Source organism: Nitrospira sp. T9 (genome assembly GCF_052156535.1).
Lineage (GTDB): Bacteria > Nitrospirota > Nitrospiria > Nitrospirales > UBA8639 > Nitrospira_E.
In genome coordinates this window covers 112584-125453 of the sequence record NZ_JBQKUP010000026.1, presented here as the reverse complement: position 1 = coordinate 125453, position 12870 = coordinate 112584, and the positions used below count along the sequence as shown (strand labels likewise).

Sequence of the window (12870 nt, the reverse complement as noted above, 5' to 3'; positions counted from 1 at the left end):
CCCGGAGAGAGAAGAGTTCATGATGAGGCACGAGGGAGGGCCCCTTCCTCACACGTCGATCAGAGAATCAGGGCATTCTGGGAGATTGATCTCTTTCCTTTTTCCACTTATACCAGATGGTTTCATTGCTCCCATGCGGATAGATCATCCGTTTCAGCGCAATGTAGGGCCGCCAGAGAAAGCGGTGGTATCGCCTATTTAAATCCGATCGTTTCGCCAACTGCTGTTCCTTCTCGGATAATCTCTGGGGTTGAAACGTATGTTTGTGTTTATACAGATGATAAAGATCCTCCCGAATCAAGCGTTGGAAGATCTTGTCAGTCAGCGCGCCCACCCAACCCTGCCGAACCGGAACAGTCAGGCAAATTTGAAAATCAATGAGGTAGGGCTTTCCTTCGGTTGAACAAATGATATTCCCCCGTTTATTCAAGTCCGCATAGAAAATGCGCCGCCGGTGAACCGCCTGAACAATGCCCCGTAATTGATCGAAAAAATCAGGAGCCAACGATGTGGCATAGGTAGCCATCGCTGGATCTCCCACCACCACGTTAAATTGTTCCTGGATGCGTCTTTCTATTTCATGAAGCGTGTGTCCTTCAATAAATCGATGAAAATATCCTCGGTTCCCATATCGCGGCCCTAAGGCTGGAATGCCCGGGAGGTCAGACACCATCTGATAAATGCGATATTCCCGCCTGGATATCCAACCCGTCAAGGGGCGAAACAGCCAGCCCAGTACAAAACGAAAGTCGCTGAGCTTAAGGACATATCGTTCGCCTTCCTGATTCCGATACAGAACATTCACGGAGAAAAAATCGTCCTTCAGTATCCGTTCATAGCCGTACTCGGCTCCATAAATTTCCACGACTGGGGGATAGGATCGTGTGATACGCATGGTATGTTCTGCGCCTGTGCTCAACCGGACCCCATGGTACACCATCTAAAAAAAAATTTCGCCCGTTTGCCTTCATGAATAACAACAAGTACGGTTTATGTCTCAATACATGCACCCGCGTGATCCCGAGTTTTTCGGCTCATTTTTTCCAGACATATCCTGGATTTTCTGATAAGGTAGACAAAAAGAGACGTTCAACAACCCGACTCTCTCGTATCAAGAGACTGACTCGTTTTCAACAATGCCCTATCAGCCCATCGAAAATTACGGCCTGATCGGAAACATGCAGACAACCGCACTGGTCGGTATGAACGGGTCCATCGATTGGTTCTGCTTTCCCTATTTCGACTCTCCCAGCGTGTTCTGCGCGATCCTGGATGATGCCAAGGGGGGACGGTTTAAGATCGCTCCCGTTCCGGACGGCGTGAAGTCCAAACAGTACTATTGGCCCGACACCAATGTTCTCGTGACCCGGTTTCATACTCCTGCCGGAGTCGGGCGAATAATCGATTTTATGCCGGTCGGATTTCACCCCTCCAACTATATCCGGCACGGTTTGATCCGTCGGGTACAAGCCATCAGAAAATCGATGACCTTTCGTCTCGAATGCCGTCCGGCATTTAATTATGGTCGTGATACCCATACCCTCACGATGGCCAAAGATGGGGTGCGCTTTCAATCTCCGGGCCTGACGCTTCGACTTGGATCCACGGTTCCACTGACGCAGGACGACAACATGATCGTCACCGAATTTACCATTCAAGAAGGAGAGGAGGTCGATTTTTGTCTGCAAGAGGTGGGACCTGACCACACCCAGACCACCTTCTCCTGCCCGGAAATTCAAGCGGAAGAGTTATTTAAACACACGGTCGACCATTGGCGTCGATGGCTATCCAAATGCACCTACACCGGTCGCTGGCGGGAAATGGTCCATCGCTCGGCTTTGGTTCTTAAATTGTTGACGTTCCAGCCAACCGGGGCGATTGTCGCCGCGCCAACCTGCAGTCTTCCCGAAGAGATCGGCGGGGTTCGGAATTGGGATTATCGCTATACCTGGATCAGGGACGCCGCCTTTACCTTATATGGCTTATTACGTATCGGTTTTACCGAAGAGGCTTCGGCCTTCATGCAGTGGCTGGAAGCCCGCTGTCATGAATTGAATCCTGACGGATCCTTACAACTGATGTACGGTATCGAGGGACGCCACCAACTCACCGAGGAAACATTGTCTCATCTCGAGGGCTATCGCGGCTCACGACCCGTCCGGGTGGGCAATGGCGCCTACAACCAACTCCAACTCGATATTTACGGGGAATTAATGGATTCCGTGTATCTCTATAATAAATACGGCACACCCATTTCCTACGATCTCTGGAAACACCTTCGCCGCATGATCAACTGGGTCTGCGACAACTGGCAGCGCACCGACGAAGGCATATGGGAAGTGCGAGGCGGCCAGCAACATTTTGTCTATTCCAAATTGATGTGCTGGGTGGCCGTGGACCGTGGACTACGTCTGGCAGAAAAACGATCCTTCCCGGCCGACCACGAGCATTGGTTAAAAACCCGGGATTGTATTTATGAAGAAATCATGGCCAAGGGATGGGACGCACAATGTCAGGCTTTTATCCAGCGATATGGCAGCACTTCGTTGGATGCCGCGAATTTAGTGATGCCCCTGGTGTTTTTTGTTTCACCTACCGACCCCCGTATGCTCAAGACATTGGATGCCATCAACCGGAAGCCGGAACAAGGAGGCCTGGTCTCCAACGGACTGGTCTATCGGTATAATTTATCCGAAATTCAGGACGGACTGGACGGAGAGGAAGGCACGTTCAATCTTTGTACGTTTTGGCTCGTAGAAGCCATGACCCGCGCAGGACAGGCGGATCGCAATCGCTTAGAAGAAGCCCGTCTTGTGTTTGAGCAAATGCTCGGATATGCCAACCACCTGGGGCTTTATGCCGAAGAAACCGGCCATCACGGCGAGGCACTCGGCAATTTCCCGCAAGCCTTTACGCATCTCGCCCTCATCAGCGCCGCCTTCAATCTGGATCGGGCGTTAGGTAAGTAACCCAGAGCGCCTCCCGTTCCAACTCTCTGGTCTCTCCGGCTCTGCCTGTGAAATTTGGACTACCATTGCCGAACACCTCAACATGCTCCTACACTTCACGGATGCATGTGATCATCGGATGCGGGAATCTCTATCGAAAGGATGACGGGATAGGAGTTGTTGTGGCTCACCGACTCCAATCATATTTTTCCAAACATCCTCAATCCGATCTTCAGATTATTGAGGCAGGCACCAATGGGATCGATGTGCTGTTTCAGGCTCAAGGGGCCGCCAAGCTGACTATGATCGATGCCTGCTCCAGCGACTCCGAACCGGGCACCATTTTTAAACTTTCCGGCCGTGACCTAACAAAACGACCTCCACCAAATTTCAATCCGCATATTTTTCGTTGGGATCATGCCGTCCATGCCGGGCGGATCATCTTTCAAGATGCGTTCCCTCAAGATATCACCGTCTTTCTCATTGAAGTGTTAGATACCTCCTTTGGAGCCAATCTAAGCCCGGGTGTCGCCGCTTCGGTTGAAAAGACTTGCGCCATGATCACCTCATTCATTCACGAATCATCCCACACACCTTTGCCGACTCAACAATCACTAACTCTTCTCTAACAGGCCTTACTCGGCTTGCTGTGAGGAATATGTTATATACTGCCTTGTGTTCTTCATGAGGCTTTTCCAATGTCTGAAACTTTTTCAAGATTTTCGCCTCAGAACCAATTCAATTCTCCAAACCATAGGCCTCCGTTTATGATTGATATGGAATCCATTAAACAATCTCCGGAAAAAGCCTTCGCACTTGACGTGTCATCTCACATGGACCATTCCCTACGCTGTGTCAACATGGGAAATGCCACGGTTCGTGCCCTCAAGCTTTCCGTTCCAACGGGAGAAGGCGTAGCAGCCCGGCACCCATGGATTCACCAACACCGACCGTCTTGCCCGGATCACAAAGGATTATGATGCTCAGTATTCTTGGATTAGGATTTTTAATGGGTATGCGCCATGCTTGTGAAGCCGACCATGCTGCAGCCGTAGCCTCTTTAGCCACCCGAAGTGGATCGATCGCGCAAACCGTCAAACAGGGGATGGTCTGGGGATTGGGGCATACACTGACCTTGTTGATCTTCAGTTCGCTGGTTTTGTTGTTGGGCAGCATCATTCCCGAACGATTCGCTGCAGGATTGGAACTCATGGTGGGTTTGATGTTAATAGGTCTGGGACTCGACGTGTTCCGACGACTACTAAAAAACCGGATTCATTTTCATGTTCACCAACATCCGGATCGCCCTCCTCACTTTCATGCCCATGCGCATACCGAACCCACACACCCTGACAATACGTCCCATGATCATGCTCATGGTTTTCCCTATCGTGCGTTGCTGATCGGCCTAATGCACGGGATGGCCGGATCAGCCGCGCTGATCCTCTTAACGCTGAACGCCACCCTGTCCATGAGCCAAGCCATCATGTATATCCTCCTTTTCGGGTTAGGATCGATTCTCGGCATGGGCCTCCTGTCCGTGGTCATGGCTATTCCTTTTTGGTATTCAGCCCGATCCCTGACATGGCTCCATAACGGGCTTCAGGCTTGCGTGGCCGTGATGACCACCATTCTCGGGATTGTGGTGGCATTTTCCTCAGGATCCGCGCTCTGGCATTAACGAGTCTTTCCTCAAGCCTTCACGCATCCCGCCTTCATCAACGCGACTTCACATCCTCCTCGGCCTTTTAGGCCGATCGGTTGTCATGATGTTCGGACCGGTCTTCTCGTCTGGCCCATCAATTGTCTTTTTACAGAAAAGACCATAGGATAGGAGGCATCTCAAAATCTGCCTGGAAGGAATATGACATGAGTCAATTGGTCCGCTTTGGAGTTTCCCTTGAAGAAACACTCCTTGCCGCTTTTGATCAACACATCAACCGGAAAGGATACCAGAATCGTTCTGAGGCGATTCGAGACCTCATCCGCAATCAGCTTGTGGGGGAAGAATGGGGCGGAAATAAAGAAACTGTCGGCACCATTACCCTCGTGTATGACCATCATCAATCAGATGTGCTGCAGCAATTAACTCACCATCAGCACGAATACGGGAAGCAAATCATTTCGAATCTGCATGTGCATTTGGATCACGACCATTGTCTGGAAGTCATTGTGGTCAGAGGGCGAAGTTCAGCCCTCGTTGATTTAGCAAATCTGTTGATTAAAACCAAAGGAGTCAAGCATGGACAACTCACGATGACGACCACGGGAAAAGCCGTGAAATAGCGCTCATTCCTCCTCTCAAGACTTTTCTGTCACACCGCATGGCTTCCTCTCCTCCCCATGCCTCTTCTCTCGATGCCTTTGCCGCACGACTTTGGATTGACAATGTCAGCGGACCTTGCTAAAAGTCGTGCTACTAATTTAATTTTCGTGTTACTCTCAAGTTTCTCCTTCGCTCCCACGCTCGTTTTTTTACCAATTCCATGGGTAGGCGGCACCTTCACACGCTGGCGGTATGTTCCCCGACCTGTGTTCTCTTCAGCCTCTTTTGGGCCGGGTCGGCATCAGGCCATGACCAGGAGGACGTCACGGTTTTAGAAGAGGTGCAGGTCGTTGGAGAACGCCCCATTGCGGCTTCTTCCAATCGAATCATTCTCAATGAGGATATCCTGCTTCAACCTCAAGGCCGGCCTGCGGATTTATTACGGTTGGCTCCCGGTCTTATTACCTTGGAACATTCAGGCGGCGCCGGAAAGGCTGACCAGTTTCTCCTGCGCGGCTTTGACGCCGATCATGGTACAGACCTGGCCCTTCACGTGGATGGCATGCCAATCAACATGCGCAGCCATGCGCATGGACAGGGATATGGGGACATCAATTTCATTATCCCTGAAACTATTGAAGAAATTACGGTCAAAAAAGGACCCTACCATGTGGAGTATGGGGACTTTGCCACTGCCGGCGCTGCCAACTATGTCACCCGTGAGTCGGTTCCCCAAACCATAGTCCAATCCGCCGGAGGGAGTTTTAATACCCAACGGCATCTGTTCATGACCTCTCCCACTCACGATAGATTCCGCACCCTCTTTGCAGGAGAATTTTATTACACCGACGGCCCCTATGATTTTGTCAATCGCAATACCCGATACAACGGACTGGCGAAACTGACGTTTGATCCCTCAGCCACATCCCAACTCAGTGTGACGCTTTCCCAATATTATGGACGATGGAACGGGTCAGGCCAAATTCCTTTGCGGGACGTGAGGTCCGGAGGAGTGGACCGCTTTGGTTCCCTTGATCCTTCAGAAGGCGGCAAATCGGTACGAAGCACCGGTCGATTGGATTACCATTACGATCTACCCGGCGGAGGGACGGTATTCGCCAATCTGTGGGCTCAATATTATTACCTGTCCCTGTTTAGCAACTTCACGTTTTATCTTAACGATCCGGTAAATGGTGACGGGATTGAACAGACCGACCGACGATGGTTGACCGGAAGTGATATCGGTTATCGGCAGATTTTTCGCCTGCTCAATTATGAGGGCACCATGACGGCCGGACTTCAGACACGCTTTGATCAAATCCAGGTGCGGTTGGGCACGCAACAGAAACGCTCGTCCCTGGCGATCACACAGGAATCAGACATTTTCGAAGCGTCCTATTCCCCCTATCTGAAGTTGGACCTTCAATTCCTTTCCTGGATGCGATTTGTGGGAGGCGGCCGGGTTGACGTTTTCACGTATAATGTGAAAGATCGTTGCGGGGCAGACTGCTCGGAAAGACCAAACGGGACAGCCTCTAATGCCATCGCCAGCGGAAAAGCCAATCTCGTTTTTGGTCCCTGGTACCAGACGGAATTTTTCTTAAATGTTGGAACCGGTTTTCACAGCAATGATGCGCGGGATGCTGTGGAAAACCCTTCGACTAACAGCTTAACCCGAGCCATTGGCTATGAGTTGGGCATCCGCAGTCAACCCTGGACCTGGACGAAATTCCTGGCTACGGCTTGGCTGTTGGATCTTGATTCAGAACTAGTGTTCGTGGGGGATGAAGGGACGACCGAACCGCGAGGGAAAACGCGACGGCTTGGTACGGAATTCAGCGCTCGCTTCACTCCAATGGAGTGGCTCTCAATTCGAGGAGATATCACGTATACTCATGCCGAGTTTCGAAAAACGGGAGATGCCGTCCCGCTGGCACCCGAATTCACCGCATTTTCATCGGTCACAGCCCACTTACCAATTGGACTATCGGGAACGTTGCAAATGTTGACGGTGGGAAGCCGTGCCGGCACGGAAGATGACAGCGTGAAACTGGAACCATTTACGATTTTCGATCTGGTTCTTCGCTACAAAATCCCTCTTGCGCCACCAACCGGACGCCTAGAGGCATTTTTTAGCATCCGCAATTTAACTGATACCGATTGGCGTCAGGCCCAGTTTTATTATGATTCCCGTCTTCCCGGAGAACCCGCAGGAGGTGTTGCCGATATTCACTTTGTCCCCGGCACTCCACGGATGTTCATGGGTGGGCTGACGTGGTTTTTCCCGGCATAACGGGCAGGCCAACGATCGCATTCACCAGATTTGCAACAGCCTCCTCTGCAAACAGTTTTAGGGTCTGTTGAAAAAAGCCGCCAGCGGCGTTCTCGCCATTTTTCCGTGCTCACGTACTACGCGTACGCTCCGCGCGTAAAAACGGCTGCGACCTTGCTGGACGGACCCTTCGGGAAGACTCAGGGCATCCTTTTTTGAACCGACCCGGAGCCTTTGATGAGGAATCTAATCCTGGGCAAATTTGTCCGTGAAAATCTTTATTATTCAACACTCCCTTTTACGGTAAACTCACCCCTCCTCCATGACATGAAACAGGGCTTTCCAGGATTCCATCAGTAATCCCAGAAAGCCCTATGAAGTTTCAGAAACGGAAGCGGTTATTTTTCGTGCATGTGTTGGGCCAGATAATTTTCTACCCCCACCTGCTTGATGGTTTCCACTTGCGTTTCGATCCAGTCGATATGTTCTTCTTCACTTTTAATAATACTTTCCAACTTGGCACGAGTGGTAAAATCTCCCACTGTGGCACAATGGGCGATGGCCTCAGTGAGAAGGACCACCGCTTCGTGTTCAAGAGCCAAATCTGATTTAAATTGCTCAGGAACCGTCTCTCCAATTTTAAGCGTACCCAATTTCTGCAGATTGGGAACACCTTCCAAATAGAGAATATGCTCAATCAGTTCCTCTGCATGCTTCATTTCATCAATCGAATGTTTCCTGATTTCATTATGCAACTGTTCATAACCCCAATTTCCACACATTTCGCCATGCAGAAAATATTGATTAATCGCAGTGAGTTCATTCGTCAGAATTTTATTGAGAAAATCGATCACACCTTTTTTTGCCTTCATGGAAGTCCTCCTTTTTGAAAATTGTCTCAGACGTGAGAAATTGCGTGTTCTGCTTTATTTACTCTGATGATTTTATCGGTCCAGCTTCGGCATGGTCAATGTTTTTATTTAGGGAAAATTAATTAATATTGAATTCTTTTCTCAACTTCGTTGATCTACATTTTCAAGTTCAACTATTCCCGAGCATGGAGAATATGAAATTCTTCCTCCGACACCCAACACTTATTCAACCCTCACAGCAGTCCCGCTTACACTCACCATGAGCATGCTCCCGGTTTCTCCCATGACTTCGTAATCCAAATCAATTCCAACAATGGCATTGGCTCCCACCCTTAAGGCCTCTTCCTGAATTTCCTGAAAGGCGATTTCACGCGCGCGTCGCAATTCCTTTTCGTACGCCCCTGATCGGCCACCAACAATATCACGAATATTGGCAAAAAAATCTCTAAAAAAATTCGTGCCCAAAATTGCTTCGCCTGCCACAACACCTAAATATTCTTTGATCTGATGGCCTTCAACATTGGGCGTCGTTGTCAGAATCATATCCTCTCCCTCCTTTTACCTGTGTAACAAAATGCTTCAGATACTCTGTCAATTGATGTCCCTGATATGTTCAACGGGGGTGTTCCCATCACAATTTTTCCACAAACAGTTCTGGCCTGTCAGTTATGGGAACGTGACAAAGGGTCGCGAATCAATACAGGAAGAAAGCTTTCATCTGTGAAATCAGGATTTTTTCCTGAACTTCTTTGTGACCCAATCCGTGGTAGGAGTTTCATCGGTCACTACTATGCCCACCAAATAAGCAATCTGCTTAACGCATTCTCTCTCTTGGCTTTCAATCGGATCCTACCGATTTATCCACATACTTGTGCCCATTTTTTCTGGATTACTTTTTTCATTTCTCCTTATAATTTCTTCAATTTATCCTTGCAATTTTTGAAAAATTCAGAAACCCGACACCGCGTGGTTTTTCACATAGTGATTTCATTTGACTTCATTCGAGGTGCTCATTAGAATTTTTACGGAAGGACCACATGAGTGCCGGCACAATTCGTTCATCTTCATCTTCACACCCAGTATAGTCTCCTCGACGGGGCCAACCAACTGACACCCCTGTTCCAACAGGTGAAGAATTTTGGTATGCCCGCCGTCGCCATGACTGACCATGGTAATCTCTTTGGCGCCATTGATTTTTATCAAAAAGCCAAAGCTCATGATGTCAAGCCGATTATCGGGTGTGAAGCCTATATGGCTCCGGGCCACCGCACGCAGCGGGCAGGACACCTTGCGCATAACGAATATTTCCATCTGATTCTTCTTGCCACGAATCAAGTCGGCTATCACAACCTCATTAAACTCTCCAGCAAGGCCTATCTTGAAGGCTTTTATTACAAGCCTCGCATGGACAAGGAATTATTACAGGAACATCAGGAAGGTCTCATTGCCCTGTCAGGTTGTTTGAGCGGAGAGGTGCCACAGCTCATTAACCACCAGGATATGGCAGGGGCTCTCCGGGTGGCCGATGAGTATCGGTCAATCTTTGGAAAGGACCGCTATTACCTGGAAGTTCAGGCCAACGGCTTGGACCATCAACTTATTGCGAATCGGGGGTTACTGGAGATTCATGAAAAGCTTGGCATACCGCTGGTCGGCACCAACGATTGCCATTATCTCAATAAACGAGATGCGCGTCCGCATGAAATCATGTTGTGCCTTCAAACGGGAAAAACGCTCAAAGATCCCAACCGGATGAAGTTTGATACCGATCAGTTATATGTGAAATCCACTGAAGAAATGATCGCGGAATTTGCCGAATTTAACCGGGCGGTCTTGAATACCACCCAGGTGGCCGAACAGTGCGATCTTCAAATGGAGTTCGGAACCTCCTATCTGCCGGATTATCACGTTCCTGAAGGCCAGACTCATAACTCCTACCTTCAGCACCTTGCTGAAGAAGGCCTTCGAAGCCGTTTACGAGAACGCCCAACGGGCATCCCATCCGAGGCCTACCAACAGCGACTCCACACCGAACTCGCTGTCCTGAACGCCATGGGGTATGCCGGATATTTTTTGGTTGTGTGGGATATCATCAATTTCGCCAGATCCCGCAACATTCCGGTCGGCCCCGGGCGAGGATCGGCCGCCGGAAGCCTTGTGGCGTACGCCCTGCGAATTACGGACCTCGATCCCCTCACCTACAACCTGCTCTTTGAACGCTTTCTCAACCCCGAACGTGTCACCATGCCGGATATCGACATGGACTTTTGCATGGACCGCCGTGGCGAAGTGATCAACTATGTCATTGAGAAATACGGAGAGGCGCATGTGTGCCAGATCATTACCTTTGGCACACTAGGTGCCAAAGCGGCCATCCGGGATGTGGGGAGAGTGATGGACTTTCCCTATGCCGAAGTTGACCGGGTTGCGAAGTTGGTTCCCACCCAACTCAACATCACCCTCCAGGATGCCCTGAAACAGGAACCACGCCTGCAGGAACTTGTCGATCAAGATGCCAAAATGAAGGAACTCATGGATACGGCCATGGCCCTGGAAGGCCTGGCGCGACATGCCTCGACTCATGCGGCGGGCGTGGTCATTTCGCAAAAACCCCTCATGGATCATGTGCCCCTCTACAAAACAAGTAACGACGAAATCGTGACCCAATACACGATGACCGATCTGGAAAAAGTCGGGTTGGTGAAATTCGATTTTCTGGGGCTCAAAACCCTGACCATGATTCATGACGCAGTTCGGATGGTCAATGCTCAGCATCCTGATGAGCCGCCATTGGACATCAATAATCTGCCCTTGAATGATCTCCAGACGTTTGAGCTGCTGAGCTCTGGAAAAACTTCAGGAATTTTCCAACTGGAAAGTTCCGGCATGCGAAACCTCTTGGTTAAAATCAAACCGGAAACGTTTGAAGATCTGATCGCCATCCTCGCGCTCTATCGTCCAGGCCCCTTAGAAAGCGGCATGGTGGACGATTTCATTAAGCGAAAACGGGACTCCTCCCAAATTGTCTATGACCCTCCGCAATTGGAACCCATTCTCAAAGAAACCTATGGGGTGATTGTCTACCAGGAGCAGGTCATGGCCGTCGCCAACCAGTTGGCAGGATTTTCATTGGGGCAAGCGGACTTACTTCGCCGGGCAATGGGCAAGAAAAAACATGAGGAAATGGCCAAACAAAAAGAATTGTTTGTCTCGGGCGCCAAAGGGAAGGGAATTTCGGAAAAACTTTCCGAAAAATTATTTGACCAAATGGCCTTTTTCGCAGGCTACGGATTTAATAAGTCTCACTCCGCTGCCTATGCGGTCGTGACATACCAAACGGCTTACCTGAAAGCCCATTTCCCCACTGAATTTATGGCCGCCCTGCTGACATCTGAAATGGGAAATACCGACAAGATGGTTGGCTATTTTACCGAATGCCGTGAATTGGGGGTACACATTCTGCCTCCCGATGCCAACCAAAGCTTAAAAAACTTCAGTGTCGTGCCTGAGGGTATCCGGTTCGGGTTAGTGGCGATCAAAAACGTCGGAGGAAACGCCGTGGACGTGATTTTAGAATCACGAGACAGGGAAGGCCCGTTTTCCTCCTTTATTGATTTTTGTTGCCGCATGGATTCGCAAAAGGTCAACAAACGGGTGCTGGAAGGACTCATCAAGGTCGGAGCCTTTGATTCCATGGGTTTCACGCGCGCCAGCATGTTTAAGGTCCTGGATGAAGCCTTGGACCATGCCTCGACGGTCCAACGCAACAAACGGGAAGGCCAAACCAGTCTATTTGAAATACTGGCTCCGGAGCCGGCATCCCCCAAGCAGGAAGGTTTTGGTTTCGTCATTCCACAGATTCCCGAGTGGTCGCAGAATGACTTACTCAAATATGAACGAGAGCTAACCGGCTTTTATATCACCGCACATCCTCTCAACCGCCACAGCGTTGGGATCACTCATTTTTCTACCTGCTCCACCCAGACCATTCGCGATGTCGGCGACGGACGAGAGGTCAAGGTCTGCGGAGTCATTTCCAGTCTTAAAATTACGACAACGAAAAAAGGCCACAGAATGGCCTATGCCCAATTGGAAGACTTGCACGGAACCGTTGAGGCGATTATTTTCCCTGAGACCTTTAAGCAACACGAGGAATTATTGGGGCCGGAATCGGTGGTTCGGATTACCGGAACCGTGGATCTGATGGATAATGGCGCCCGTATCAAAGCCACCAAAGTCGAATCGCTCTCCCAATTAGAAAATGAAACGGTGAAGCATGTGACCCTTAAGGTTCACGAACAGGACGTTTCTCCCCACAATCTGCTAGACTTAAAGGACATATTTGAACGCCACCGTGGTCCGACTCCTATTTCGTTGGCGTTTCACTTGCATCCTAATCTGACGGCCAGCATGTCAGGATTATCGGACATCGGCATTTCACCGTCCCCGGAGTTTTTAGAAGAAGTGGAACATCTCCTCGGCACATCCACGGTCACCTTCCAATAATTTCCC

9 protein-coding genes are annotated in these 12870 nt (G+C 49.8%); 6 read left to right on the top strand and 3 right to left on the bottom strand.

Features of this window, described 5'->3' with window-relative positions:
- Window positions 1–67: 67 nt before the first annotated feature.
- The gene (locus tag ACTRXD_RS03985; protein WP_442430548.1) at window positions 68–895 is read right to left on the bottom strand and encodes a hypothetical protein; all 828 of its coding nucleotides are present in this window, start codon (window positions 893–895) and stop codon (window positions 68–70) included.
- A 241-nt stretch (window positions 896–1136) separates the two neighbouring features.
- Here ACTRXD_RS03985 and ACTRXD_RS03980 point away from each other — a divergent pair, with 241 nt between their 5' ends.
- The 5 genes from ACTRXD_RS03980 to ACTRXD_RS03960 all read left to right on the top strand — a co-directional run bounded on the left by ACTRXD_RS03980 (window position 1137) and on the right by ACTRXD_RS03960 (window position 7507).
- On the top strand, window positions 1137–2969 hold the full coding sequence (locus ACTRXD_RS03980; RefSeq protein ID WP_442430547.1) for a glycoside hydrolase family 15 protein: 1833 nt from the start codon (window positions 1137–1139) through the stop codon (window positions 2967–2969).
- A gap of 101 nt (window positions 2970–3070) precedes the next feature.
- On the top strand, window positions 3071–3577 hold the full coding sequence (locus ACTRXD_RS03975; RefSeq protein ID WP_442430575.1) for a hydrogenase maturation protease: 507 nt from the start codon (window positions 3071–3073) through the stop codon (window positions 3575–3577).
- 347 nt (window positions 3578–3924) lie between these two features.
- Complete coding sequence (locus tag ACTRXD_RS03970; RefSeq protein WP_442430546.1) at window positions 3925–4629, top strand: urease accessory protein; 705 nt, start codon at window positions 3925–3927, stop codon at window positions 4627–4629.
- A 188-nt stretch (window positions 4630–4817) separates the two neighbouring features.
- Entirely contained in the window at window positions 4818–5234 is a 417-nt protein-coding gene (nikR, locus tag ACTRXD_RS03965; RefSeq protein WP_312740652.1) for a nickel-responsive transcriptional regulator NikR, read from the top strand.
- Between the two features lie 200 nt (window positions 5235–5434).
- Window positions 5435–7507, top strand: coding sequence for a TonB-dependent receptor (locus ACTRXD_RS03960; RefSeq protein WP_442430545.1), 2073 nt, complete (start codon window positions 5435–5437; stop codon window positions 7505–7507).
- A gap of 377 nt (window positions 7508–7884) precedes the next feature.
- Here ACTRXD_RS03960 and bfr read toward each other — a convergent pair whose 3' ends face one another.
- Together bfr and ACTRXD_RS03950 are read right to left on the bottom strand one after the other, a co-directional pair.
- Window positions 7885–8358, bottom strand: a complete 474-nt coding sequence (gene bfr / locus ACTRXD_RS03955; RefSeq protein ID WP_442430544.1) for a bacterioferritin — start codon at window positions 8356–8358, stop codon at window positions 7885–7887.
- Between the two features lie 222 nt (window positions 8359–8580).
- The gene (locus ACTRXD_RS03950; protein WP_442430543.1) at window positions 8581–8901 is read right to left on the bottom strand and encodes a heavy metal-binding domain-containing protein; all 321 of its coding nucleotides are present in this window, start codon (window positions 8899–8901) and stop codon (window positions 8581–8583) included.
- Window positions 8902–9399: 498 nt separating this feature from the next.
- On the opposite strand from ACTRXD_RS03950, the gene dnaE reads away from it, so the two are divergent.
- Window positions 9400–12864 carry a DNA polymerase III subunit alpha gene (gene dnaE / locus ACTRXD_RS03945; RefSeq protein ID WP_442430542.1) on the top strand — a complete coding sequence of 1155 codons (3465 nt, stop codon included), beginning with the start codon at window positions 9400–9402 and terminating at the stop codon, window positions 12862–12864.
- Window positions 12865–12870: the final 6 nt, after the last annotated feature.

What these genes read in the sequence shown, in the direction of transcription:
- nikR (WP_312740652.1), top strand. Translation starts at nt 4,818, where the DNA reads ATGAGTCAATTGGTCCGCTTTGGAGTTTCCCTTGAAGAAACACTCCTT.
- ACTRXD_RS03980 (WP_442430547.1), top strand. Translation starts at nt 1,137, where the DNA reads ATGCCCTATCAGCCCATCGAAAATTACGGCCTGATCGGAAACATGCAG.
- ACTRXD_RS03970 (WP_442430546.1), top strand. Translation starts at nt 3,925, where the DNA reads ATGATGCTCAGTATTCTTGGATTAGGATTTTTAATGGGTATGCGCCAT.
- ACTRXD_RS03950 (WP_442430543.1), bottom strand. Translation starts at nt 8,901, where the DNA reads ATGATTCTGACAACGACGCCCAATGTTGAAGGCCATCAGATCAAAGAA.
- ACTRXD_RS03985 (WP_442430548.1), bottom strand. Translation starts at nt 895, where the DNA reads ATGCGTATCACACGATCCTATCCCCCAGTCGTGGAAATTTATGGAGCC.
- bfr (WP_442430544.1), bottom strand. Translation starts at nt 8,358, where the DNA reads ATGAAGGCAAAAAAAGGTGTGATCGATTTTCTCAATAAAATTCTGACG.
- ACTRXD_RS03975 (WP_442430575.1), top strand. Translation starts at nt 3,071, where the DNA reads ATGCATGTGATCATCGGATGCGGGAATCTCTATCGAAAGGATGACGGG.
- ACTRXD_RS03960 (WP_442430545.1), top strand. Translation starts at nt 5,435, where the DNA reads ATGGGTAGGCGGCACCTTCACACGCTGGCGGTATGTTCCCCGACCTGT.